The organism is Pseudomonas sp. NPDC089422, from assembly GCF_044749405.1.
Classification (GTDB): Bacteria; Pseudomonadota; Gammaproteobacteria; order Pseudomonadales; family Pseudomonadaceae; genus Aquipseudomonas.
In genome coordinates this window covers 82,467-107,725 of record NZ_JBIVHW010000014.1, presented here as the reverse complement: position 1 = coordinate 107,725, position 25,259 = coordinate 82,467, and the positions used below count along the sequence as shown (strand labels likewise).

The 25,259-nt window shown below is 54.2% G+C and carries 22 protein-coding genes and 1 pseudogene; 14 read left to right on the top strand and 9 right to left on the bottom strand.

The window, feature by feature from the left end:
• Positions 1 to 809 precede the first annotated feature (809 nt).
• A complete protein-coding gene (locus ACIPZ8_RS23755; protein ID WP_400728356.1) occupies positions 810 to 1,061 on the top strand; it encodes a hypothetical protein in 252 nt (83 codons plus the stop codon).
• A 20-nt stretch (positions 1,062 to 1,081) separates the two neighbouring features.
• Here ACIPZ8_RS23755 and ACIPZ8_RS23750 read toward each other — a convergent pair whose 3' ends face one another.
• On the bottom strand, positions 1,082 to 2,035 hold the full coding sequence (locus tag ACIPZ8_RS23750; RefSeq protein ID WP_400728353.1) for a tyrosine-type recombinase/integrase: 954 nt from the start codon (positions 2,033 to 2,035) through the stop codon (positions 1,082 to 1,084).
• 192 nt (positions 2,036 to 2,227) lie between these two features.
• Here ACIPZ8_RS23750 and ACIPZ8_RS23745 point away from each other — a divergent pair, with 192 nt between their 5' ends.
• From ACIPZ8_RS23745 to ACIPZ8_RS23730, 4 genes and pseudogenes are all read left to right on the top strand, one after another.
• Positions 2,228 to 3,244: a DNA-binding protein gene (locus tag ACIPZ8_RS23745; RefSeq protein ID WP_400728351.1), complete on the top strand. Its 1,017-nt coding sequence runs from the start codon at positions 2,228 to 2,230 to the stop codon at positions 3,242 to 3,244.
• A gap of 111 nt (positions 3,245 to 3,355) precedes the next feature.
• Complete coding sequence (locus ACIPZ8_RS23740) at positions 3,356 to 5,431, top strand: PAS domain-containing protein (RefSeq protein WP_400728348.1); 2,076 nt, start codon at positions 3,356 to 3,358, stop codon at positions 5,429 to 5,431.
• Positions 5,432 to 5,610: 179 nt separating this feature from the next.
• Complete coding sequence (locus tag ACIPZ8_RS23735) at positions 5,611 to 5,844, top strand: hypothetical protein (protein WP_400728346.1); 234 nt, start codon at positions 5,611 to 5,613, stop codon at positions 5,842 to 5,844.
• Positions 5,813 to 5,984: pseudogene (locus tag ACIPZ8_RS23730) on the top strand (GlxA family transcriptional regulator); the annotation flags it as partial. The gene ACIPZ8_RS23735 and the pseudogene ACIPZ8_RS23730, both read left to right, overlap by 32 nt.
• Positions 5,985 to 6,005: 21 nt before the next feature.
• On the opposite strand, the gene ACIPZ8_RS23725 reads toward ACIPZ8_RS23730, so the two are convergent.
• The 3 genes from ACIPZ8_RS23725 to ACIPZ8_RS23715 form a co-directional block, all read right to left on the bottom strand.
• Positions 6,006 to 6,653: an HAD family hydrolase gene (locus ACIPZ8_RS23725; RefSeq protein WP_400728343.1), complete on the bottom strand. Its 648-nt coding sequence runs from the start codon at positions 6,651 to 6,653 to the stop codon at positions 6,006 to 6,008.
• Between the two features lie 99 nt (positions 6,654 to 6,752).
• Complete coding sequence (locus tag ACIPZ8_RS23720) at positions 6,753 to 11,327, bottom strand: hypothetical protein (protein WP_400728340.1); 4,575 nt, start codon at positions 11,325 to 11,327, stop codon at positions 6,753 to 6,755.
• 242 nt (positions 11,328 to 11,569) lie between these two features.
• Positions 11,570 to 12,277, bottom strand: coding sequence for an HAD family hydrolase (locus tag ACIPZ8_RS23715; protein WP_400728337.1), 708 nt, complete (start codon positions 12,275 to 12,277; stop codon positions 11,570 to 11,572).
• An 83-nt stretch (positions 12,278 to 12,360) separates the two neighbouring features.
• Between ACIPZ8_RS23715 and ACIPZ8_RS23710 the strand changes: the two genes are divergently transcribed.
• Positions 12,361 to 12,570, top strand: coding sequence for a hypothetical protein (locus ACIPZ8_RS23710; protein WP_400728332.1), 210 nt, complete (start codon positions 12,361 to 12,363; stop codon positions 12,568 to 12,570).
• 108 nt (positions 12,571 to 12,678) lie between these two features.
• On the opposite strand, the gene ACIPZ8_RS23705 is transcribed toward ACIPZ8_RS23710, so the two are convergent.
• Positions 12,679 to 13,089 (bottom strand): helix-turn-helix domain-containing protein, encoded by a 411-nt coding sequence (locus ACIPZ8_RS23705; protein ID WP_400728329.1) that lies wholly within the window; start codon positions 13,087 to 13,089, stop codon positions 12,679 to 12,681.
• 279 nt (positions 13,090 to 13,368) lie between these two features.
• On the opposite strand from ACIPZ8_RS23705, the gene ACIPZ8_RS23700 reads away from it, so the two are divergent.
• A complete protein-coding gene (locus ACIPZ8_RS23700) occupies positions 13,369 to 13,578 on the top strand; it encodes a hypothetical protein (protein WP_400728325.1) in 210 nt (69 codons plus the stop codon).
• Positions 13,579 to 13,587: 9 nt separating this feature from the next.
• On the opposite strand, the gene ACIPZ8_RS23695 is transcribed toward ACIPZ8_RS23700, so the two are convergent.
• Both ACIPZ8_RS23695 and ACIPZ8_RS23690 read right to left on the bottom strand, forming a co-directional pair.
• A complete protein-coding gene (locus ACIPZ8_RS23695) occupies positions 13,588 to 14,115 on the bottom strand; it encodes an SH3 domain-containing protein (RefSeq protein ID WP_400728322.1) in 528 nt (175 codons plus the stop codon).
• A 329-nt stretch (positions 14,116 to 14,444) separates the two neighbouring features.
• Positions 14,445 to 14,777 carry a hypothetical protein gene (locus tag ACIPZ8_RS23690; RefSeq protein WP_400728319.1) on the bottom strand — a complete coding sequence of 111 codons (333 nt, stop codon included), beginning with the start codon at positions 14,775 to 14,777 and terminating at the stop codon, positions 14,445 to 14,447.
• A 599-nt stretch (positions 14,778 to 15,376) separates the two neighbouring features.
• Here ACIPZ8_RS23690 and ACIPZ8_RS23685 point away from each other — a divergent pair.
• Together ACIPZ8_RS23685 and ACIPZ8_RS23680 are read left to right on the top strand one after the other, a co-directional pair.
• A complete protein-coding gene (locus tag ACIPZ8_RS23685) occupies positions 15,377 to 15,694 on the top strand; it encodes a hypothetical protein (protein WP_400728317.1) in 318 nt (105 codons plus the stop codon).
• A 655-nt stretch (positions 15,695 to 16,349) separates the two neighbouring features.
• Positions 16,350 to 16,832, top strand: a complete 483-nt coding sequence (locus ACIPZ8_RS23680) for a hypothetical protein (protein WP_400728314.1) — start codon at positions 16,350 to 16,352, stop codon at positions 16,830 to 16,832.
• A 593-nt stretch (positions 16,833 to 17,425) separates the two neighbouring features.
• On the opposite strand, the gene ACIPZ8_RS23675 is transcribed toward ACIPZ8_RS23680, so the two are convergent.
• Together ACIPZ8_RS23675 and ACIPZ8_RS23670 are read right to left on the bottom strand one after the other, a co-directional pair.
• A complete protein-coding gene (locus ACIPZ8_RS23675) occupies positions 17,426 to 17,737 on the bottom strand; it encodes a hypothetical protein (RefSeq protein WP_400728312.1) in 312 nt (103 codons plus the stop codon).
• A 23-nt stretch (positions 17,738 to 17,760) separates the two neighbouring features.
• Positions 17,761 to 18,696, bottom strand: a complete 936-nt coding sequence (locus ACIPZ8_RS23670; protein ID WP_400728309.1) for a hypothetical protein — start codon at positions 18,694 to 18,696, stop codon at positions 17,761 to 17,763.
• Between the two features lie 349 nt (positions 18,697 to 19,045).
• Between ACIPZ8_RS23670 and ACIPZ8_RS23665 the strand changes: the two genes are divergently transcribed.
• The 5 genes from ACIPZ8_RS23665 (at position 19,046) to ACIPZ8_RS23645 (ending at position 25,218) form a co-directional block, all read left to right on the top strand.
• Positions 19,046 to 20,161: a hypothetical protein gene (locus ACIPZ8_RS23665; RefSeq protein ID WP_400728306.1), complete on the top strand. Its 1,116-nt coding sequence runs from the start codon at positions 19,046 to 19,048 to the stop codon at positions 20,159 to 20,161.
• Between the two features lie 822 nt (positions 20,162 to 20,983).
• Positions 20,984 to 21,313, top strand: coding sequence for a hypothetical protein (locus ACIPZ8_RS23660; protein WP_161774813.1), 330 nt, complete (start codon positions 20,984 to 20,986; stop codon positions 21,311 to 21,313).
• Positions 21,297 to 21,596, top strand: a complete 300-nt coding sequence (locus tag ACIPZ8_RS23655; RefSeq protein WP_400728303.1) for a hypothetical protein — start codon at positions 21,297 to 21,299, stop codon at positions 21,594 to 21,596. The genes ACIPZ8_RS23660 and ACIPZ8_RS23655 overlap by 17 nt, the downstream gene beginning before the upstream one ends.
• Before the next feature lie 1,303 nt (positions 21,597 to 22,899).
• Positions 22,900 to 23,898: a hypothetical protein gene (locus tag ACIPZ8_RS23650; RefSeq protein WP_400728300.1), complete on the top strand. Its 999-nt coding sequence runs from the start codon at positions 22,900 to 22,902 to the stop codon at positions 23,896 to 23,898.
• Between the two features lie 39 nt (positions 23,899 to 23,937).
• On the top strand, positions 23,938 to 25,218 hold the full coding sequence (locus ACIPZ8_RS23645; protein ID WP_400728297.1) for a tyrosine-type recombinase/integrase: 1,281 nt from the start codon (positions 23,938 to 23,940) through the stop codon (positions 25,216 to 25,218).
• Positions 25,219 to 25,259: the final 41 nt, after the last annotated feature.

The window sequence follows — 25,259 nt, the reverse complement described above, 5'->3', positions numbered from 1 at the left end:
AGCCTGAATGATTACCCTGCACCTTAAGCACTATATGGGCATTTCGGTGGTCGTTCCCGATAACGAAGATGAGATCGTTCAAGGTGTATCAGTGCTGCTCAAGCTGATTCACCAGCCTGCTGGGTAAGTCCGGTCTGACAAAGGTCACCAACGCGGACGGTATCCACCGCAGGCTGGACTTACCCAGGTGAGTGGGCGGAACGCTCAGCGTTACTTTCAGATCGGAGTGGGTAAGGCGGGATGCGACGTGCACGAGGGGGCGAAATGAGTATTTATAATCCAGAAACGAAAACCCCGGCTCAAGGCCGGGGCGGATGTTTCGTGGTCTTTGCAAGGAGTCGTAAGCTTTCGCTCATTGGAGCTCAGTGCCAACCATTTCTCAATCCTACGGCGGTTGATACTGATGTCAACCCTTTTTATACAGGCCACTAGCCATTAGGACGCCGAGCATGTCGGACACCGTACAATAGCGACCCCATCTGATCGACCAGCTCATCAGCTCTCCTGTGGAGCTCCAAAGTTTGCGGTGTTCTTTACCCCTTGCCCAGCGCTGCAGAGGTAACGTTTCGAAACTCCATTGACATCGTTTTGACCACCGGAATCGGCAAATTTTGGGGGGAAAGCCGGCGAGCTCTCATACAAAAGCTTCAACCCCTCCACCGAATTAGCTAGCAATTCAGTGAGCCTTATGTCGCAGTTCCGCGCTCGAAGAGCCGGCTATGTGATGGGGAGGCCTTCTATGCTGAGATCAGCATGGCACGGGTTGAGCTGAGTATCTACGCCGGCTGATTGTCGAGTATGAGGTGTACATGAAAGTCGCTGAGCTGATTCAGTTGCTGCAGGCGTTCAATCTTGAGACGAAGGTGTTGATGACGCGTTCAGACTCCGGCCTGGAGGACGTTGTGGATTGCTATGAGGATCTGGTTTGCCAGGGGCGGGTGTTCAGATATGACCAGCTCGATGATTACGTTATTTCCCAGGGCGCTGACGCAAGCACTGCTGAGAGAGTGATCGTCATCGACATGTGTGAGCGACTAGAAGACTGGAACAAGAGGCAGTGACGCCATCGCACCTGCCCACCTCATCCCTCCAGCTTCCTGATGAGCCCTCCAAACTGTTGAGCCGGCTCCACATAGCGAAGGGCTGATTTCATGTCGCTCCATCCCACGTACTCCATGAGCGTCTTGATGTCCCATCCTGAGCTTGCTGCCCACGTGGCAAACCCGCGTCGGATCGAGTGAGCACTGTAGATCTGGGAGGGTAAGCCACAGCGTTCAAGTGTGTCGCGAAGCAGGGGTATCAGACTGTGGGCTGCAAGTGGTCTCTCGCTGATGTTGCCCCAGCGATCAATGCCTCTGAACACACCTCCGCGGGTAAGGCCAGCAATCTCAATCCAGTTCAGGTAAGCCTCGACAGGGCAAAGCTTGCTCAGCGATGGGGTTTTGTACTCGCGCCCAATGTTCTGCCGATCTCCCTTGCTAGACCCCAGATAGAACTTAATCCCTACGTAGCGCTCGGCGTGCGTGTTTTCGATCGTTAGCCGTGCAAGTTCGTCCCCGCGGAAGCCCCTCCAGAACCCGATCGTGAGGAGGGCGATGTCCCGACTCGCCTTGAGAAGAGCGGCCATGTTGCCGGCGGATCTTGCCTGAGCAGCCTCATCCTCGAGATGCGCGACTGCCTTCTCAAGATGCAGCAACGCTAGCGGGGCGGCTTGCTTTTGCTGAATGGGGTGAAGCGCCCTGATGCCTTTGAGCAACTGCCTGACTTTTGGTGCCTTGGTCGGATCTGGAAAGCCGTTGCTCTGATGCCAGTTGGCGAGCGCAGCCAAGCGCTGCTTGAGGGTGCTGAGCGCCAGCTGGTCAGCGTACTCAGCGATGTACCGCACCACTGACTCAGTGGTAGTGGGGAGATAGCCGCCCCAGGTCACCTCGAAGTGGGTGAGGGCAGCCGCATAGCTCTTCGAGGTGTTCTCTCGAACACTCGCCTCCAAGTACTTATCTGCCTTGCTGGCCCGCTCAACCACGTAGTCCTCCAATTTCAGCCCTCGGTGGCTCCGTATTGCCGTTTGTACCGGCATTCAGCCCATTTTACCCTCGCGCAGAGCCTTGACAAGCGATAATCCTCAATTATGTCTTATCAGAAATAAGAAAATCCTTATCTATAAATCGTGGTAAAGTGGCACGTAATTACATGACACGTAAAACAGTACGAAATCGTAGGAGCTGAAATGGCTAGAGGTGGAATTAACCTGGCATTGGTGCGCAAGGCTCGAGAGGCGTTGCTGTCCAGAGGGCAGAACCCTAGCATCGACGCTATACGCATCGAACTCGGGAATACCGGCTCAAAGACAACAATTCAGCGCTATTTGAAGGAGATCGAATCGCACGATCCTCGGCCTTCAGCTTCCCCCGCGCGTCTGAGTGATGAACTCACGGAGATCGTGGGTAAGATGCTCGAGCGCTTGCTGGAGGAGGGAAACGAAGCGCTGGCACACGAGCGAGCTGCTTTTGAGTTTGAGCGAAAAGGGATGAAGGCAGAGAGCAGTACACTTCAAAGTCACCTAGAACAGGCGCAACGAGAGATCACAAAGCTGCAGTCAGCACTGAAGACCCAGGATGAAGAGCTCAAAACTGTTCAATCCAGCCTTCAGAGCGAGATCACCCGTAACGCTCGCATCAGCCAGAACTGCAGCGACCTTGAAGTCCGTATTCAGGAGAAGGACGTCCAAATCCTGTCGCTGGAGGAGAAGCACGCGCATGCAAGGGAATCGCTCGAACATTACCGCGTAGCGGTAAAGGAACAGCGCGACCAGGATCTAAACCGTCACGAAACTCAGATCTACCAGATGCAGCAAGAGGTGACAGTCCTCCAGCAGACGCTCATGGTTAAGCAGGAGGAGGCCACTCGGTTGATCCGCGACAACGAGCGATTGATTGCCGAAAACCGCCAGCACGCCAAGGAGGCCAGCCAGCATCGTAATGCTATCGAGCATCTGAGAGGCGACCTGGGCATCGCCAATGCTGCAACTGCTCGCGCGGAAGGGGCCAAAGAGCTGCTAGCTCATCAGCTCGAAACCAAGAGTAAAGAAGCTACCGATGCGCACCTGGCTGGGACAGCAGCACAGCAAAGGGTGGAGGAATTGAAGGCCCAACTCGAACAGTCTGAGGTCGAGCTAGAGATACTCCGCGCCGCGGTTGAAACCAAAGAGCAGTCAAAAACCAGCAAGCATCAAGACAAGACGTAGCAATGGAGTACAGATGTGCTCCTTCCAGATTTCAAGCATAAAGCAGCGCATCAGGCTCTAGAATGATCCCAAGCGGCTAATCGATCATGGCTGTAAGCGAAGAGGCAATTTATGGATCGCGAAGGCCCTGGCACCCCAGGCACCTTTGATGCTCCGGCATCACACCATCAGAATCATGCATTTCCGACAACCGCCTCGGAGCGCCTACAGCTGGCGCTCGATGCTGGCGCCATCATCGGAACATGGGTATGGGATATTCCGGGTAACCGGGTTACTGCTGATGAGCGATTCTCCCGCTCCTTCGGGCTGGCAGCAGACAGGTGCCAGGCCGGCATCCCGATCGAAGAAGCGTTCTCGTCCATACACCCTGATGACCGCGATCGAGTCTCGACTGATATCCAGGACGCCATGCGCCGCGGTGGCGCCTATCGCTGTGAATACCGGGTGCGGCAACATGATGGCGGCTACCGGTGGGTCGAGGCCAATGGCCGGGCCGAGCTCAACTCTGAAGGCCTGGCTGTGCGCTTTCCTGGTGTGCTCATGGACATCGAGTCACGCCGGTCAGCGGAAGCTGAGCGCGACAGGATGTCAGCTTTGCTTCGAACATTCATGTCCGCCGTCCCCGGTGTCGTTTATGCCAAAGACCTAAAGGGAAGGCTGCTCGTTGCTAATGACGGCGCCACTCAACTGATCGGCAAGCCGCCAGAGCTCTATTTAGGCAAAACTGACCTAGAGGTTCTTGAAGACAAAGCCCAAGCACGCCAAATCATGGAAACCGATCAGCGTATCATGCATGGCGGGAAGGCCGTTCAGATCGAAGAACGTGTCGACATGCCGGATGGCACTGCCACCTACTGGCTTTCGGTTAAGGCGCCACTTTGCGATGACTCCGGCCAGGTCATGGGGCTGATCGGCTCGTCTATTGATGTTACTGCGCGGAGAAATGCCGAGGCGGAGCTCTTGGAGCTCAATCGCACGTTGGAAGCACGAATCGAGGAAGCCGTTGCCGAGCGGGAAGTGGCTCAAGCAGCGCTCCGCCAATCGCAGAAGATGGAGGCGGTCGGGCAACTGACTGGAGGCATCGCTCACGACTTCAACAACCTGCTGGCTGGAATCACAGGAAGCTTGGACTTGATCAAGCTTCGCATGAAGCAGGGGCGCATTGCTGACGTAGAACGCTACCTGACGGTAGCTCACGGGGCCGCCCAACGAGCAGCATCCCTCACTCACCGACTCTTGGCCTTCTCTCGTCGTCAGACGCTGATGCCTGTTCATACCAATGTGAACAATCTCATCAGCGATATGGAGGAGCTGATTAGTCGAACAGTAGGGCCGACAATTCAGCTCAAGGTAGAGCTAAATGCGACATCGAGTACCTGCTTGGTTGACCCAGCCCAGGTGGAGAATTCACTGCTCAACCTTTGTATCAACGCTCGCGACGCATTGGAACGCGAGGGGTCGATCTCCATCAGGACGTACAACCAGATTCTGGAGCAGGGCCCGGAACTGGATCCTGAGCTGGCGCCTGGAACGTACTTCACAATATGTGTCTCCGATGACGGAGTCGGCATGAGCACTGAGACGCTTGCCCGAGCATTTGAACCGTTCTTTACGACAAAACCTGTTGGGGCGGGCACCGGACTCGGTCTTTCCATGATCTATGGCTTCGCCAAACAATCAGGAGGGCAGGTCAGGATCGAGTCAGAAGAGGGGCGTGGCGCTCGAGTGTTCCTTCAAATGCCCAGTCAACCGACTGAGGTCGAAGGTGCAGCTCGCGCTGAGCCACTCCCTGAGTCGGGAGCGATCTCGTCAGGCGAAACAGTGCTGGTCGTCGATGACGAACCTACAGTCCGCATGTTCGTGAGCGAGGTACTAGGTAACTGCGGGTACATCGTCATTGAGGCAGCCGATAGCCTTGCTGGCCTTCAGTTACTCCGATCGGATACTCCTATTGATCTACTTGTGACAGACATCGGTCTTCCAGGGGGGATCGACGGTAGGCAAATGGCAGATGCTGGCCGGAGCAGTCGGCGTGGTCTCCCGGTCTTGTTAATGACTGGGTATGCGCAGCCGAACATTTTGGGGAACGCTCAGCTGGAGCCTAACACGGCAGTCCTGACTAAACCTTTCGCACTCGAGGCGTTGACGATTAGCGTCAATGAGTTGCTCCGCAGCCGCCTAGAGTAGACTGATTGATGCAATTCAGATCGCTTTGAAGGCAAAACCGTATAGGGGTGGGAATCACAAGACTGACGGCAGCATTGCAGAAGAGTGCACCTACGCGTGATCCCCAGTATCGAGGCGGTGATTCCAGTCACCGCAGCCGACGTTAGTATCTAACGCAGCGATAGACGGGAAGAGGCGCCATGCAAAATCAAAACAGAGATCAAGCGGAGCAATTGATAGCTGAAGTGCTTGCGGCGGCCTTCTCGATGGCTGAGGAGGATGGCGGCTCTGCAGAAGACCGAAGCCTTGTTCGCAGGGTGCTGCAGTGTACAGAAGAGGTGCTGAGCGCTCAGAGAATCTCGGTGCACAGCCAGGCAGGTGTAGCCGGCAAAGTGCGGATGCCTACGCCTCGAAGCTGCCAGATTGATGATTGAGCGGAGTCGGCAAGCCTAAATGTCGTAGCCCGGGGACAGGTTCCAAGGATCGCCAGCACCTGCGAGAAGTGTTTATCCGCGGATTTGGTGTACCGCCTCTAGCCGTGCGGAGGGATCCACGGCGGGCCGTATCCACCTGACTGTGCCTTTCCAGTCGCTTTCTAGGCAATCACTCGGCCTAACAGCTGATTCAGCGCACGGTAGTCGGGACAAAGGTAGAAATTCGCATAACCGACAAACCTGGAAAAGTCAGTATCTCCATAGCCCGCCACATGGCAGCCCGCGAGCAGTCCTGCCTCAACACCAGACAAGCTATCCTCAACCACCAGGCACTTGCCGGCTGGCAACCCCAAATGCTCGGCGGCATGTAGCATGATTTTTGGGTCGGGCTTCCAGGCCTGTACCTCATACGCACTGATGATGGCGTTCTCAAAGGCCGTGTAAAGGCCAACAGCTTTGAGGCAGCTTTCGATCTTGATGCGAGGCCCATTGGAAGCCACACATGCAGGAATTTTGAGCGCCTCTACAAACTCGATTGCGCCCGGCATAGGCTCCAAGCTCCCTTCAAAGAGAGGGATGCTCCGCGTGCGAAATCCAACCGTGAGAGCCTCGGAAGAAAGCGTAGGGTAGAGGTCACGCAGACCATCTACGAAACACTGGAATTGGACACCCCGAAACCGGCTGAGTACCTCGGCAGGTGACATCTCAACATCCTGCTCTCTAAGCAACTGACTCAACACCTGCGCTGCAAGGCGTTCGCTGTCTACCAAGGTGCCGTCGCAGTCGAAAATGATGCCGTGAATCGTCATAGGTATTTCTCTAGCTCCTCTTTGACCAGCTTACCGAGCACCTTTTCTCAGGCGAAAATGAGCTCATCTTAGGCACTGTGCTTCAACAAGTGCCATGTCTCATACCTCTGTATCGCCAGTCCTGACTCGCGCTTCCGCTTGCCCGAGCGTATCAACCGAGGCCTGCTCCCGGATAGCATTCTCAGCCTGCTGTTCTAACTTGTCAGGTGCCCGCCCAGAAACCTCCGTTTCACTCTGTGGGTCGTCAGAGGGTGACACTCGTGCCAGGAGCGCGCCCTGGTCATTCACGGTGTAAAGAGGAGCGATGCTCAGGAAAAGAATCTGAGCGTTCAGCGTCCTAGATTGTTCCGGACGCTGAGCGGCCTGCTTGGTACTAATCAGCATGCGCTTGATGAGCGTGAAGTAGGTAGGTGTAAACCCATAATCCTGAAGATAGGCGAACCCTTTCAGGCTACGTTCTAGAAATTCCGTGGGGCAATGTGGATGCCGGAACAGAGGCTCCAGAAGATGCGAAATCAGCTCAAGCATCATTGGAAAATTGCACCTGCCAGTCACGAACAACTGGCTGATAAATCCGATTACCATGAATGCTGCAGAGTCAAAATCTACGGCAGGTACCGCAAGGTAAAGCCGCAAGCTTCTGATGCCCATATTCGCGAATGCTAGACCTTGATCCATCATCGCGATCAGACTCGGAATGTCTACTGAGACGAAGCTGCGACCTGCTGCAATCAGCTTGATAAGTGCGCAGGAGTATTCGACGCGCCTAAGAACGCCAGTATCCTGCATCCCTTTGAGTAGCATTTGGATTGATGCCGAGTGCACATCAAGTGCCGAGGCCAGTTGAAGCATCCGTGCATCCAGAGAGAGCAGACCAGCGTCGTACTCTTTGCACAACATCAGGGACGCATGCTCCTCCACATCAAGTACGTCCCGGAGCCGATCTAGCTCAGGCGTGGGATGGAGTGGGCCATAGCAAGGCACCACGGTGCAAAAACTGGAAATCGCAATATCGATACTGCTCAGGAAAGCTTGCTCACGAGCATGATCATCTTCGGTTTCCTCATGGAATCCCAGCTGCCCCTCGTGGGTGAACATTGTGCCGCTCTTGCGGAAGGCCGACGACATTTCGATCTTCATGTCGAGCGATCGTCGAGTTGCGGTGCTGACATAGACTGTCATCAGCTGGCCGAGCACATCCAAAAGTCCCAGCATCGCCAGCTGGGTCAGCATCGACAGATCAACTACCCAGCTCGAGCCATTGAGAGAGCAGGGCAGGACGTCGTGACCTGTCCCCACGACAGTAGAGACTTGCAAGGACGGGCCATCCAGAGGCCAACCCCGCACGAGATCAATGATGTCTCGCCCCAAGCGATTCGCAACCAGACCTAGGGTAAGGGGATTTTGCTCATAGAGCTTGAGTATGCTCTCACCTTGGGATTGATACTGATCAAGATGCTGTAGGAAGACATTGAAATCCATCTCACCATTGGCATCGGTCGGGATTCTCATCGAAACCAAGGTCTTACTCGGAAAGACGGAGTCCCGAACCCGATTATGAGAAAGCTCCATTAGCCGCTGGTGAATCGTCATGATGCGCCTCACCTCTAAAACCTGCGTGCCCATCAGGTAACTGAACGTCACCTTTTCCGATACACCCAGGCCGATCAGGCCTAACGCAAACTCCGAATCCGGTGCGATAAACTCACCTACGGATGGATAGTGCGTGTCTCTACCATCGATGCTGACATGCCGGATCTCCCCATGCTCGTCAGCCAGCTCTACAGATGCTCCGGGCTCAACTACAGCTAGCGTCTGCTTAACCATGCCCATGATCGAGTCCGCTTCTTCAGTCAGCGTCAGCATCACCTTGACGTGGGTCGCTGCCAACTCAACGTCTTCAAGGTTATTTCGCATGGTATGGGCAATACGAGCGAGTCCTTTTTTTGCTTGGCCATGGCGCATCTCGATATTGGCCAACAACAGCAGGTCTGTCGGTGAACCTGCAAGTTCCGACGGAATCTCTGAAATGAGTGCGTTCAGGTCGACAACCCCTTCGCATGCGGCAACCCGGATCAACGTGAGCCAGGGGTTAACATCTTGGCGGTGTTCAGAAACGGTTAACTCCGCAATCTCGCGCATGCGAGCCCAGTCACCGGCACTGTTGAACAGAAACAAAGCCTGTTCCCGGGCTTCAGGCGACTGCCGCCAGGCCGTTGGCATAGAGTCGAGTAGATTTCTCGCCTGCGCATGGCGACCCACCAGGATGTAGCAGTGCAGCAAATCAACGTGCAGCGGCGTAAATGACTCGACTGGGAGCAGCTTTTCGAACAGAAAAATTGCATCTTCATATCGGTGAGCACGAAGCATTGCTCGAGCTGCCATTGCTAGCTCTTGAGGCTCTGTGCACGCTGGCGCTAGCTCTGCGATTCGATCTACATACTGATTCCGAAGTGCGTCATCGTCTTCGTATGCTCGACTGGCGAAGCATAGGTCAATGACGGAGGTACTGGCCGGAGAGAAATCACGCTCGGCAAGCTCCTTGCGGACGGTTGCCGCATCTGCTGTCTGCAACAGCATCTCCCAACTGAGCCGCCGAAGCATGGCCGATACACGAGTCACAATGTCAGACTGAGTCCGCCTTGCCGCCTCATTACGCGCTACCTGTAGAAGATCATGACGGGACTGGGCCATGCAGGCATGACCAAAGCGGAGCAGGGACTCATCAGGCAAAGTATCGATCACAGCAGAGAATTGATCGGTAACTTCCCTCCAGCGTTGGAGGTCGCACATAGCTTCGACTTCAACCCGAGTCACAGCGGTCGTTATGCTGGCGCCCTTTATTTTGGCTTGCTGAACAAGCTCGAGCGCCTCCGCGGGACGCTGCAGTAACATCATCGCGTAGGCTAGATTAGCGATAACCTCGCTCACTGTCTTAGCGCTTTGCGAAGCCCAGATCGTATTGTCTCGATCCTCAAAGCAAGCCATAGCGTCCGACAAGACTGCTACATGGTGAGCAGATAAACACCTCAGGTTCACTCGCGCCTCATCTTGCGTTGCGAGGCGGATGGCGAAGCGCAGGTAGGACTCAAGGATGAAAAACGTGCAGTCTTGCTTTTCCATCGCTATACGAATTAAGCGAACAGCGCCTTCATCGTCATCCATACCACTGAGAGACGACGCCAGCAGCTGCCATGACGATGCCTTGTCAGCAAAGATGCTTGGAATTTCGTCCTCGCTCGTCAACCGCTCTCCGGCAAGTAACCGAGCGTTGGTTGTCACAGCCCAGATATGAAAGGACTCAGGGAACCGATCTAGCAATACGCGACCGATATCTACCGCTGCTTGGTACTCCTCTCGCAACATTCGTGCGCGAACCATCGCAGCGGCTATTCGATCATCTGAGTCACAAAGGCTAGCGGCGGTATCGAAATCTGTCGCCGCGGCTTCGTCACTGCCCAGGTGCCAGAGGGAGAGTCCACGCAGTAAATACCATCTGGCCTTCTGGTGATCGTCAAAGTCCTTCAGGTCGCTCTCTAAGAGCTCTAATTGCTTCAAGCTGTCTTGGTATAGGTGCTCTCTCTGCCCTTCAGTGATCCGATCCAATTGTCGAGATATGAATGTGTCCGCTGATGATGCGAGGGCCGAAGGCAGATCGTCTGACATGATCAAGCCTTGAGCGCTTGAAGACACGGAACGCAGTTCGCCTAGGTGGCCATCAGTATTTGGAGTCAAGGTGAGGGTAGCTGCCAGCTTGCCGCCGCCACCAGTGAGCCTCAGGCCATTGTCTGCGTGGAAACCATTCCAAATTGAGCGAGTGTGTTGGAATTCCAGGGCCAGGGCGCCCAGATGACGCTGTGCGGTTGCCTCCGAAATTTCGCCTGCAGAACTATTGAGTTCTGCGCATGCAGCCTGAAGCGAGGCCCACACATCACTGCTCTGGCGCGAGAAAATCCTCTGGCTAATGAGCTGCTTTTGGTTATCGACTTCTATTGAGCTGTCGGAGTCCAAGTCATGCGGCATGAACTTGAGATGAAGAATGAATGGGTATAGGTCGGCCTTGTCCACCTCAGAGCCAGTCTGGAGCTCCACTGCCCGCTTGATCGCAGCGTACGCTTTACGGTTGCTTTCGTTACTAAATCTCTGAGCATGGACACGCACATACCAGTCATCAGCTGAGGCAGACACCATCGCGTAGCGAACAACCTCTACAGCACCTTGCATTGAGGAGCTGCTTGAAGCGTGATAGACGATGAGCAGCTCATCTAGGTTGCGCTGAAACCTTGGCTTGCTGAAGTCTAACCAGGCGAGTCCAACCGCCTCGTTGAAGATCTTGTTGTCGGTGGGTTTCAGCGAACGCTTCATCTGCAGACGCTGCTTTGCGGTCTGCCCAGTGAGGGGATGCAGGAGATCGATGATCAGATCATCAGTGTCATGATCGAAAAGTCGCCCTTGGAAAAGTAGCCGGGTGATGACATAGCCATCCCGGGCACCTGGGCATTGTGAACCAAGACACAAAGCAAGCAGGCGGACTGCTTGAACACGGCGCTCGAATGACCCGCCACGATCGCCGGTGGATACCGGACTCGCTACATTTTTTCGGCCGCCTTTTGCAGCCGCATCACTAGGGGCTGGAGCTACCCTTACGGGCTTTTTCCTTGGAGCCTTGGCCATACCTGGTTCGCAATCCTGAGGTTCGGGCGTATTTTAACGGGCAGCGCGTGCGGTGCGTAGCCGTTTTGCACCGTGACCGCATGATGATCGCTAATGACTCAGCCCTTGTTTGCCAATGGGTATGCAAAGATAGTGCTGGCGCTTATCGGCTAGGCGCCCATGACTGTAGGCATTGTGTTCATGCCGACATTAAGTTTGATCCCCCCAGCCGCGGCTGTTCGAATCCGGTACTGAAGGGTTGTTCAACAATCCAAAGCTTTAGGGTGGCGGCTTTCAAATCTGATGTCGTTCGAACCTACCAACCGCGCTGGCTGTTGCTCGGATTGCTCGGCAACCAGTTTCGCGAATTGCACCAGGTCTCGGATTGCTTCAGTTCCGGATCTATTTAGATAGAAGCCTTTGATGCCAATAGCACGAGGCCCATCTCGATCACAGCGCGGCGAATCGCCAATCATCGCTACTTGAGCCGCACCGCCGAACAGGTGGCCAGGCACAACCCCAAGATCATGGCACACGGCGCGGTAGATTGCTGGGTCAGGCTTGATGACCCCGAGATCGTAGCTGAACGCGTAAGCGTTGAGATCTGGCAGGAGCCGCTTCACCGCAGGCCCATAGGGTGCAGCAAGATTGCTGCATATGGCGGTAGCGATGCCGTGCTCATGCAGGAGGGCGATCGCATCATGTGCATCCTGGAACACCTCAATCGAGTCGATCTCGCGCTCAAGAGCTGACTCAATTGCAGCCATGCGGGACGATGCAACCTGGATGCCGAGTAGGTCTGCAGCATCTCGAATCCCAGCGTTGAGGCTCATCAGTCTGTGGAAATCCACTGAGGAGGGGCGACGGCCATGCTTGGCACCTTCACGCAGCAACTGACGATACGGGTTTGTGTGAGCGGCGATTTGCAGGGTTGTGCCGAAGGCATCGAAGATCACTGCTGTGATTGCCATCCGTATCTCCGTGGTCGATCTGGCGGAAGCGAGAGTACACTAAGCCCTCAGATGCAGGATGCCACACCGTTGAGGGTGAACAAGTGAAGCGAACGCTGCTGGGAACGGCTGAAGCCGGCGAGCCGCTGCTCAGGCAAGCGCTTGAGGCTATCCGAGCTCATAACGACGCTTTGGCTCATGGGCTGCCAGCAGAAGAAATCGAACGCCTTCGACTGGAGGCTGATCATCTCTACCAGACAGTTATCGACTACCAATTGCACAGCGCCGGCACACTGGGTGAGTCAGTTCATTAATGGAGGCGACGATGTGACGATTCACCAAATCCGTAACGACATCCAGTTGGTTCCCCGCTTCTCACCAAGCAACCGTGAGGGCATGCAAGGAGTTGACCAGGGCCGATTTTAATCCGCGAATGCTAGCTCCGCCTGCCTAGACTCCCTCATGCCAGCGTGAGTCGTCTTAGGAGCGTTCATGCGAGGGCGGCCAGCAGCGTCGAGTCCTTCCACCTTGATACGAAGACCTGGAAGCCCACCATTGCGCTGCAGCTCTGCAAGCTCTTCCGTTAACTTTGACATCAGATCTACGGGCGTTCGACCTGTGTCCTGACTGAGTGTCAGAGTGAGGAGCGTCAACGGGCTCAGCTCGAGCCGGCTACTGATCTGTTCGAGCTTGTCCAAGGTGATGCTGGATTTACCTAGCTCGAGTTTCGAGAGGTACGTACGACTTGTTGTGTCGGCGAAGTCACGCTGACTGATGTTGCGCTTGCTGCGGAGCGCGCGGAGTACGCTGGCGAAGGAGGTCTTTAGAGTCATGACGCTTGCTCATCGGCTCTGGCGTGAGTGTGCATTTCCTTTTGCTCCGTTCAATGAAGAGGCGGCCACCTGGAAGGCGCTTTCGATAGCAGGCTATCTATGGTTTCAGAGCCTACCATGATTGGTAACTAGGACAACCGACGCATATACCTAGATCTGGAACGCCACAATGGTGTCTCGGCTTTCTCCACTCAACGAGCGTGTTTTGAACGCTGGTGCGCTGATAGAAGCGCTGCCAAACACTACGATTGCTAAAAACAGGTCGCCGGAGTGATCACAATGAAGAAGGATCTCAGTATGGTTTTGCCTCCAGACCATCCGATGTACACCGATGCAGTGGATGCTCTGAGACGGTACCACCAGGCTCAAGCAAACGGTGTGACGGGTGCTAATCTTGAGCGCCTTCGTCTCTTGGCGGAGCATCGGTTTCAGGCAGTCACCGATTATCAACTGCGTGCACTCGGTGGGCCGGCGGAGCCCAGCCACTAAGCTTAACTGCTACACGCCGTACCGCTTGCTCCCTCCAGAGGTGATGCAGTAGCGACCGCCTCTGGGGCCTATGCAAATTCGACCAGAAGAGCAGGGGCACGATGAGCCATATTCCGGTGTAGTGCTGCGAGCTGGCTGCGGAGCCGGGCGGTCTCTTTTCGGCTGCGGGGTAGCGAAGCAGTTGGAGCCGCTGCAGAGGTTTCTGTATGAGATCCATCGCTGCGGTTGGCCGTCGAGGCTGATGCGTGCCCATTCCTGCTTCTGCTCATAGACCTGAACCTTCTCACCGCGGTTGAGGCTGGAGATAACTTTCCCTCCCGGTTGAGCGCGCAGGTTCAGCTTATCCGCGTTCACGAAATGCTCAGGCGCCGAGGCTTGTGTAGGTTGTGGTGCTGGTGATGAGGTTGGTGCCAAAGTGCTCACCGGTGCCTGGCTGACTGACCGCTCAGTTTTGGGCGTGTCCTTCTTGCCGACAGCCCAGCCCACCACGAAGAGAACCAGCAGCATCAGAAACCATGACTGACCATTCTTGCGCATGTCCTTTGCACCCTCAAAGTGAGATCTGTCCTTTTCAAGCAGTAGCCGGCGGGATCGCCGCAGCACCGAACGGCCCAGTTCGGCAATGTACGCCTGGCGAGCAATTTTCCATCTGTCATCGCTGAAGATATTCAGCTTAGCCGAGCGGCACGGATGGGAAGGGCAAGCTGTCTAGGCGGTCTCGAGCCGTCTCGTAGATATCACCAAATGAGAGACAGCAAGCGGAGCGCGCCGGCGTGACGGATGGACGCCCGAAGGGGCGAGACGTCGGCGTAAGACGAGGGCTCGATTCACGACAGCCGGGCCTGGTAGGGCACGCCCTCATCGCTCTATAGGGCTTTCAACATCCGTTCCAAGGTCTGATGCTCCCAAGTAGACAGCAGAGCAATCGGATCTGTCCGATCACCTGGGTCGAATTCCCAGCGCTGCCCATCGGGACTCACACATCTCTCGCAATAGTCCAGCTCATCACAATCGTTGTAGATCGTGATCCGCCATCCCTCTACATCGACCTCGAAATGGCAGGCATATAGCTGTTCCCAGGACTGGTTGCCGACCCTAGTCATTGTCCGGCGTCCGAGCACCACCTCTCGCAACACCTGGCAGACCTCTCGGGCCGTCAGCGCGGCTGATGGTATGTCGTGGTAGCGTTCTGTATTCATGCGCAAGTGAGTCCCCCTTATCCAGTCGGGTATACCACAGTGAGGGCGCGTACTCTCGAGAGCAATCCCGGCCAGCCACGCGCACTTATAGCCGATTGAGTGTGCGGGTTAGATCAAGCCCCGGGTTAGGAGGGCGTTCTCAGGTCTACTTCCGCAAAAATTTTTCAGCTCGCATGCTTGGTATCCAATAGCGCTTACCGTCCTTAGCCATCGACCAAGGATCAAAAAAATCACGGAGGTGAGGTAACTCATTTTCTGGGTCTTTGGCGAGCCGCTGGCGTACAGCGTGTCGATAGCTCCTATGCCAGACCTGCTTGTCAAATCGCTCACTAGTGGCGGTGGTGATACCGCATATGGTGTTTTTGCGTCGGCTTCTGCTCATATGGGGTCAGCGTTGATGAAGCACGCAGGTTCGCGTGCTTGCTCTGAACTGCAGAACAGATCAGATTAACACGAAAAGCCTCAGATCCCCCCGTCGAGCGGTTGCCCGGGCGGATCTGACTGTTTGGTCGTAAGGAGTACAAATGTACTCACCACCTAGCTGCAGTCTTCGAAGCGTTTTGAATGTCCGTCATGTAACCACACACGAGATCTGCCCTATGCATCCAACAACGCCGGACGGTCGCTACCTTGTAGTCAAAGGTCAGCTCTGGCGCTGCAGCAACCCCGCGTTGCCTGATGAGGAGCGACAGCACCTGGTGCACGACTTGATGGAAGCACGGCGAGCCGTGAAGGAAGCCAAAGCACTGGATGATGAAGACAATCTGCGTGCCGCTCGAGCAGCGGTGGACTTGGCGAAAGTGGCACTAGGGGAGAGGGGCCCGGTGTGGTGGGATGACGGTAGCCCGGACTACAACCGCCACAAGGCAATCAACACGCCTTACGCTGAATGGTACCGCTCACTGCCCTCACCATAGCGATCATATGCTCGGAGTTGATTTATGGCGTCATGGCACACAGGCACTAAGATGGCACCTGACGAAGCGCCATCTACCTTTCTTCATCGAGTTCAAGGCGCCCGTCAGCGGAGGAGATTGCGTCTGCGCAGCCGTGGACGCAATTCCTTAGTGACGATCTCCCCCGACAGCGAAACGGAATCTGCTGTCCAGAGAAATTATTGCTAGGAGATAATTATTGCTTAACCATAATTTCAAATAACTATTCGCCCCCTAATCGGCCCGACCACTGCGCTCGCACCACGATCACCAACCAATTTCGCTAGCTCTTCGACCGCGGCACGCAGTGCGTCCTAGTTGTGGCTCAAGCGCTCAAGGACTTCAGCGGCTGTCCGAAGCTCTTTCATGAATAACGTGTCTTGGTGAGATTGGCGGTAGACCTTTAATCACGGCTTCCCTCTCATCTGAGGCGAGGGTTGGTATAGTCATCGACACTTCGGGCTCGAAGAGGCCGGCTGAGTCGTTGCGAGGCCTTCTAAATGAGTTTGTATACGAGCCTTACGAATGTGGCTTGGAGGTGGGTAGGAAATCACGGGCGATTCAGTCAAAGATTGACTAGCTAGATTTGCGTGCTAAACCTCAAACTACTAGCAAAAAATAATAGCAGAGGCGATGCATGTCCAATGATAACCGACCCAAGCTAAGGCTCATCAAGACAGGCTCCAAGTTAAGCATGCCTTTGTTTCGCAATCCGGCGAAGGTCGTACTTGCGCCTATGGCATTGAGCGAGCCAGCGGATGCTTGCCAGTCCACATCTGCTAGTCCGTGGCCTCACAAAATTTCATTCGACCTGCAGTCCATTGATGCCGGCTCACTGCGCGGAATCATAGACGTCGCCCATGAGCCATCAATGCTTCATCCGGAGGCTGAGATGATCGTAGAATGGGCTTTCCGCTCGGGCTGTCTCGACCAAAGCATCAGTAAGCGGGCTGTGTGGGAAAACGTAAGGGCTAAGTGCCGGGAGGCGGGCATTAAGTCTCCGCCCTACCAGGCTGTGGCCAAGCGCATTGATTGCTTGTTTTCGCTTGAGGTGCTGCGTTTCCACCCGCTGACCCGCGAGAAATACGCGCGAAACTCTGGCGATGAATCTGTGGACTAACCCGAACCTGTCTTTAAGTCCGCCCCATACAGCCTTTGCGCTGCCCAGCCATCACTGAAAGGCCTGAAAGGGAGCAGGAGTTAGAGCCTAGAAGATTTTCACTTATCACTCTCCGCTGCCAAGAGTCATTTACCGTCCCGGATTGGGGCTGTCCTGCCTCACCCCTCCAGCTTCCTAATGAGCCACCCAAACTGCTGAGCCGGCTCCACATTGCGAATGGCTGATTTCATGTCGCTCCACCACACGTACTCCATGAGCGTTTTGATGCCCCAGCCTGAGCTTGCGGCCCACGTGGCAAATCACTCCTGGATAACCCTTCCTAGCAAAGGGCACGGAGAGAATGAGATCGCATACCATGTGATGCTGCTTCAGGAAGCAGGCCTTCTCATCGCTATATGACGCCCCAGAAGGACTGGTGCGGAGAAGGCCGGCGTAATGAGCCTGGCAGTTATCCTAGAGATCAGAAAGGATAGGGAAAGCAGGAGCAAGGATCGTTGAGGAATAGACACTGGGTGAGTAAGCCGAGCCCCCATGTACTAGGTTCGGTGGCTAGCTATGGCTGGCTTGTTGGGCAAAGCCGACAGTCGGGTTGACTATCGATCGTAGCTATTGCCACCAGTGCTGATCTTATAGATGGTTTCGGAGTAGGGCAGACGCGCAATGATGGTGGTAGCGTTCACCACAGCCCCCATCGTCATGCCGCGGCAAAGCAGGTTCACATAGCCCTGGATACGAACGCACATCGCATCAGCGCTATCGATAAAATTCGTCTTGTTGAGGCGAAGCATGATGACTGTCCTGCCTTCTGGTACCGCTCCATTTGGCGGTACTGAGAAGATCGTAATCTGGGTGTAGATGACCAAGCAGAGCAGGGCGATGCCCGCTGCGATGAAAGCCTTTTTCATGGGATGAGAGTCCTATCTCAGAATCAATCGATGCGCTTAACGATGCCGAAGCGGCCTTCTTTGAAATCGCTTGCCCGGAGCACAGCGGGAGCAGCTTGGTCACAGCTGTAGGTCGAGTAGCTCACTGGCGGATTACCGAATCGATCCGAGCTACGATCAGCGCAACCTGAAGACGAGGCAACGATGTACAGGGGCTTAGTGATCGCTTCATTAGGTACTTGGAGACCCATTGAGAACCTGATGCTTGCCTTGTGAGCAAAATCGTTAGCGTCGTCGTGGTAGTTTCCCAGGAAGGTCGCATAGCTGCTCCAGCTAACAAACTCAAAGCCCATGACGCCAAGGCGTTTGAGCTCACCACCGTTTGATGCGTAAACGATCAGAGGGGCCAGGCGGGGATCTTTGCTCTTGGACGAGTAGGTCACCTTCGCGGTTATGTACCGAGAACCGCGCTCAGCCGATCGGTACTCGTACTCATCCCCGTGATCGTTGAAGCTCCACTGGCCGGCTACTTGAGCAGACTGAAGCGAGATAGCGCTGTCGTCCGCAGTGAACGAGCCTTTGACTGGAATTGCTTTCATTCCTAGAGATGCCAGCCGGCGCTCTTCCTGTTCCTTGGCTTCACGATCCTTGACCATCTTCTGCAAGAGGCCACTCCCGGTCGCTGATTCGGGTGAGCCTGGGTAGCGGGAGGTTAACGATTCCAAGGCAGCTTTCGCTGCTGTTTCGTCTCCGGCATCGACCGCTTTTCTCACCTGTGCCAAGAACACTGGCGGTGTCTCTTTGAGAACCTTATTTTCCTGTTCAAGCTGGCTGATCCTACTGTTCGCAGCTGCGATCTGTGTCTGAAGAGATTTGACGTCTCCACGAAGACTCTCCGCCTGCTTTTTATAGGCTTCGCCCCCATCCCCACATCCGGTAAGAGAGAGTGCCAAGCAGGCCACCACCAGATCATTTCTCACATCGAACTCCTTGAGCTACCAGCTTCCACGTAGGTGGCAATTTACCATCATGCCGCTATTGTCGGAATGGGAATCGCAGTCGAATCAGGGGATCAGCCCGTTTCTTGGCGCGGCTTGCGCCTCCGGTGCGAAGCTGTGCTAGGAGTGCTCGTAGCATACAGTGCAACCATATTGGAACTCCTCTTGCCGAGCTGAGATCTTGGACTACATTAACAAGAGGCTGCCTCGCCTAAGCTCTGGTCGACTTGAAGAGGTTATCCGCCAAACACATCCTCCCAGCATCTTATGACTCACCTGTCTTGCGACAGATAAAACGACCAGCAGCAAAACAGGGCTTGAGGATCATGAGATGGCCAACATTCTCACCCACGCTGCTCGTCATGCTAAAGCGGAACTCCTTGCTGCAGGCATTGAACTGGGGCATGCGAAAATTCAGGAAGTCCTGGCTGCGCTCCTTGGCTACCACACCTACAGTGCACTGAAACAGGAAGAGGATGATCGAGAGCTTGAGCATCATCTGTCCGATGCAGAGTTCGTCATTCTCCATCAAGAGTTAGGCGTATGCCGTGCTGCTGACGTCTCCGAGCTTCCGGGTGAGGTGGTACCCAGGTGCATCGCGGCGCTGGAGGAATGCCTGGCAGTTCGGGTTCTCCCAAACACGGACGCTTACCTTGAGCGTCATGGAACGGCGGCAGCAGTTGCAGCTTTGACAAACCTCACGACGCAGGGATTGCACCTTGGGGCAGATTGTAGCTCGAGCGTTAAGCCGAGTACTGGCCCACGTTTCTCAGTTCAGCAGCCGGTCTGGGAATCGCGTCATTTATGGCACGTGCATGCCCATTTCTCATTGCAGAGCATCGCTCCTGTAGCGGAGCCTCTGAAAATCGATGTAGTACTCACATATGCAAAAGCGGGCCGCTCTGGCTTGATCTTGAAGGGAGTTAAGCCAGTAGTAGATACCACCGCGACGATTGGGTTCATGCGAGTGGATCTGTCGGTTAAAAGGGATGACGCTTCAATTGTTCGACCTTGGGTCGCTATCGTCCTCGATATATACTCTGATACTGTCTTGGGAAGCGCTGTTTCATTGACCGATGATCTAGCTCTGCTAGGGGTCAACGCTTTGACCAACGCACTTAATTCGACTGCGTCTGGTGATAATGAAGAAGGGAGTGGAAGCCAAGTTTACCGCATTACCAAGCTCGAGATCGATCACTCCTATGCTTCTGCGAGGGTGAACGAAACGGCCCAGTTAGCTGGGATTGAAATCATTGACCGCCATAATCGCATTCAGTGGAGGGGACGAGCAGAAGCCATCATGCGCAGTATTTATATGTCCACAGCGAAGAACCCGCCGAGCCTGCTTAGAGTGGGTTCTCGTTCCGATATTGAAACGATGACGGAAGAGCAATTTGTGCAGCTCTTTCATATAAGCTTCAAGCATGCGCCACGTCGGCCGGTGTAGGCGGGTTACACCTTTGCAGCGTTCTAAGTGAAACGCGGTCATACGCAGCTACCTGTGTGGGAGCCATGTTGCAAGCCAGCGGCTTAGCCGGTCATGAGGGAAGGGCGCCGAGATCTCGAATCTATCGGAAATTCGGGCTCGAAGAGACCGGCTCATAGCGAAGGGCACTGGGAAGAAGTGGTCGCATAGGTCTGGAGCACAAGCCGGACGCCCAGCCCGGTTGCGACCAAAACCTCGGTCTTAAGTGATTTCGGTTTCACAGACAGACTGGGAGCCTGCTTCTTGTGCTTTCACCACCTCACCGATAGGGTACAGGTCTGTACGAGCCACGCAGACGCGGGAACACGCCGTAATCTCGAAGAAGAGATTAAACGCATAAATTGCCAGCGTCGGGATAAGCATGGCGAAGGCCAGTGCGATGGATGCATCATTCTAGGGCGCCGCGCTCTTGCTGAGGATGACTTCGTATCAATAAACGCTATTAAATGACGCATGTGACGCAAAAAATATAGGGATATTTTCTGTCAACAAATAGCTAGTAATGCTAGAAACCCGATTCTTATCGATTCGGATGCGGCTCATTAATAAGCCTAAAATGTCACCTACCCACCGGAACGGCGGCTCGATGCCCGTCAATAAACGATTTTACGCGGACTGTTACCGATTCTGAGATGATGACAGCCGACTCAATGCCAGGTAATTTCCTTACCTACCCAGGTGATTAATCTTACCTATCGTGACGGCACCAGATCAGACAGGCGGCAAGGGTTGCCCGCTCTGTACGCTACAATTTGAGAAGGAGACTGTGGAGCCAAGCCCCTTATGAACGCCCCAAACCGCCACGAGGCCATACGCCTCGCTCAACAGCGCATATGTGAGCTGGAGCAGGAGATTAGTGTCCTTCAGGAAAGGGAGGAGACGCCAGATGCAGATTTCTCACAGAAGCTCACCAAGCTGATGAAGAAATACCGGCTCAGCGCAGAGGAGGTGATAGCGCTCCTGCTTGTCAGAGGTGATGTGGATCAAAAATCCGTGAGCCTAGAGACCGTGTTGAAGCTTCGGTACATCCTGGGACTCAAAGACGTCCAGGCATCACACAGCTCTGAAAAACCTTTTCGGGTGAGAGGTTGGGTCAATGTCGATGTCGAGTAAGCGCAACAGAGCACTGGATGGGCTCGTCAAAGAGGGCTTTTTCGATGTCGAGAGTGTCGCGCGCCTCTTCGAAATTAACAGTGTCATCGGTCAAAAATACGCAGAGGCATGCGCCGAACTAGAGGTGCCCAGGGTAGCAAGCATGGTGCGCTTCTTGGCTGAGTTAGATAGCTTAGCGAAACAGCATTCTGTCTCACCTCAACAGATCATAGTTTTGCTAGACCCTGATCACTTTCAGCGAAAGGGTAAACATCCGAAGGGCGGCGAGCATCAAGAACGTTGAAATAACTCGACTAAATATTCATTTAGTTGAGTTGGAGTCGATCACGTATAAAAAAGAAGGGGAGTTTGGCAGTTTATTGCCTATGAGTTCAACGAATCCGGCAAGTATTCCTAAGATTTAGATTCGTCGACATCTGCTCTCGATGGCTCACAGTGTGCGCTAACTAGCAGCCTGGCGGTTGAAGCGGCTAGACATCGTATCAGCAATCTGGCGTGGACGCCTCAGCGTCAACTGGCGTTGATTACCTGCTTTTGCATAGTGATCCACAGGCCTCGTTGCCATTCGGTTAATCGATGCGGCTTTTGGATACTCAATCCACGCTATCTGCCTGACATACACCGGTGCCGTAGCGCCTAAATTTCTTCTTGAGGCAGTAAGGTTAGAATTGCTTCTTATCTCAGATTTCGGCCATTGGTCAGGAAAAATGCAGGTCTCAACGGTGCTGTGGTTTCATCAATAGTTGATCGTGGTTTACCACCGCAAGTCGACTGGTGCGGCTGAGGCTCTGCTAAGCACGATTGAGGTTGCATGTGCGCAGTGGAAACGAACAAAACCTTCTAGATGCAAGGAAGATGTAGCCGAGAAGTAAGATTGCACCCATGGCATCACTGGACAGAATTTAGAAATCGGTCTACCAGGTGCTGGGCCAATCTGACCAGGGCATGGGGTCAGAATGTGGTTGAAAATGGGCTTAAGCCGATTTACTTCCGCGATTGGGGTCAGAAAGGCTTCCGTGTACTCCTGGGCGGCGTCGGCAGATTTGCAATGTACCCCGGGAGTGGCCCGTGTGGAATATACGAATGTGCGCATAATGCATATTATGTTAAATGAGATGCTAGGCTACAGATGTTCATGAGCCTGCAACCTTTCACCATTCGCCGTGTGGCCGTAAGCCAAAAATGATAAAGCGGAAATTCAAAAATCGTACATGGCCTATCAAGCACTTAGCAGATCCCCTGCGGTTTCATGTCTCGATCAAGAAAGGCATAGAAGATAAAAGGCAAGGTCTCCGTGCTTGACTGCAGCATCGCTTTCCCCCAAGCGCCAAGACCCTATACTCCATGATTTTTTAAAAAACAGCGGTTTGCGCTATCTCTTCCGCCAGTACGCACGCTTAAAGGTATTGAAAAACAAAGACATAACTAATTCGGTTTTTTTAAAATGATAATCGACGCTGGCTATGGATCTAAACCCTCAGAAAATCAATCGATTACTGAGGTTTACAGTAAATTAAAAGTGATAAATCTCAGGCTGGAATAATCCGCTACTATTGAAATACTGCTTCTTTGATGCGAGCACTTTCATGCCTTCGCTTCATCCTCTTTTCTCCGGGGCCACTAGCATAGCGCTGAATACGCCTGACTATTACCAGGCGCACCCGGGGCTTGCGACCTATTTAGCGGGCTTTGAACCAAGCCTCAATGTACTGCAGTGCATGGATGCTGCGCGCGAGTTCATTTCAAGCTATGCAAGCCCCAACGGCGCTGGTGAGACCCCCTCAAGCTTTAGATCCTCAAGGGTCGTGATAGAGCGACTCCTTTTATGGGCGTGGATCATCAAGAATAAATCCGTCGAAACGCTGGGATATGAAGAGTTTCGTGAATTTATCGCGTTTAGTTCTGCACCACCCTCACATTGGATAGGCGATGTTGCACGTCACAGGTTCCGTTGGGTGGAGGACGTTGGATACCTCGCCAATCCCGCTTGGCGCCCCTTTTGCAAGCCCATTTATGATGGCGGCCTTCGTACTCAAAGTATGTTTGAGCTTATCGTAACCTACTGTGCATCCTTCTACGATTTCCTCATAAATAAAAGAGTGTGCAATATAAATCCAGCTAGAAATTTTGAAAAGCTTACGATTCAGAGCCTCACAGTTGTATCTAAACCAATTGATCGCGGCTTGACTGCTTGGCATGTAGATGAAGTTCTTAGGGTGGGCACGAGTTTGACGTGTGGAAGACATGAGCGGGCTTTGTTTGTTGTGGCTATTGCGAAAGACGGTATTCACTACCTCGTCGAGGGCCTGCGAGGCACCCAGGTAGTAACGACGCCGGCCATATTCCACACATATCTTGAGCGCTATCGCCTAAGTCGTGGACTGCCCAGGGTACCGCCCGCGTGCGAAATGGAGCCGTTGCTAATGACGGGACACGGTCGCGCGGGGCTGACCCAGCGCCAAATTAGGAACATCGTCAATGAACTCGTCCACGTCACAATTCAGGAAATGGAAGATAAAGGTTGTGCGAGTGACGTTACTGCTCCTCTCAAGAGTGCATGCATGGATTCTATATTACTGTCATAACTGGAAGTCTATTGTCTTCAAAATTCTGGCTGGTATTTCATGGCGCGCGCACCCCAACCCTTGTTCGAAACCCACGATAACTTCATCGAGCAAGACTTCAGTTTGCACGGCTCACCGCTGGCCTGCGTCGGCGCCTTTCTGGGCGAGTGTGACGCTGCACTGGAGGCTGACCGCGGCTACGCCGCGGTACGTGCGTTCCTGCGCGCCTTTTCCGACAACGCCCAGACGTTCAACTCGTACCGCAGTCATACCGAGCGCTTACTGCTGTGGGCGCTACTGGTCCAAGGCAAACCGCTGAATCAACTCAAACGCCAGGATGCCCAAGACTATCTGAACTTCTGTCGAAACCCGCCAGATGACTGGATGGGTCCGGTGACCCGCAGCCGGTTTGTTAGTAACCCACACGCGCTCGACGCTCGCGAGGCTTACATCCCCAACCCCAAATGGCATCCGTTTAATCTCAAGTCCCGCAAAGTGATCGCTGCAGAAACTCCCTGCACCCAGGAGTATCATGCTGCGAATGGCACGTTGAACCAGGTGTTTACCGTCTGTAGCCGGTTCTATGAATTTCTTATTGAAGATGGCTTCGCCCAAACGAATCCGTTTCGGCTCCTCAAGAAAGGCAGCCGTTTTTCTACGCAAGAACTTGAAGTTTCTTCTTCGCGGGCTCTTACGCCGCTGCAGTGGGACTTTGTCCTGGATACCGTTGAAGCAATGGCGAACGCCGAACCGGAGCGGCATGAGCGAACATTATTTATTGTTGCTACGCTGTTCGCCATGTACCTGCGGGTTTCCGATCTCGCCGGTCGTAAAAACTGGAAACCCACCATGGGTGACTTCCGCTTAGATGATGAAGGCAATTGGTGGTACTTCGCCGTGGGTAAAGGCAACAAGGCGGCGAAGATTGCCGTGCGGGATATCTACGTAGAGCGCTATTTGAAACGTTATCGGCGATTCCTGGGACTTCCCGAGTTACCTCATCCAGGAGAAACTACACCGCTGATCACGACGCTCAACGGCCGCGCCGGTTTGTCTGATCGACAGATCCGCGCCCTCCTCCAAACCGTGTTTGATAAAGCCGTAGAGAAGATGCGCAGCGAAGGCCGCGCGAACCACGAGATGGAAAGTCTGCGCTGTGCGTCTGCGCACTGGCTACGTCACACCTCGGCCACCTTTGACGCGCCGCTGCGAAATCCTAAAGACCTGCAGGAAGACTTGCGTCACAGCAACCTCAGTACGACCCAGAACACCTATTATCACTCGCATGATCAGGAGCGCGCGCATTCGGTCAAGCGCATTGGCATGCGCGACCGCGGTTGAACTCGGATCGCCTGTTCGCCGATCCCCAGCCTGGCGTCCAA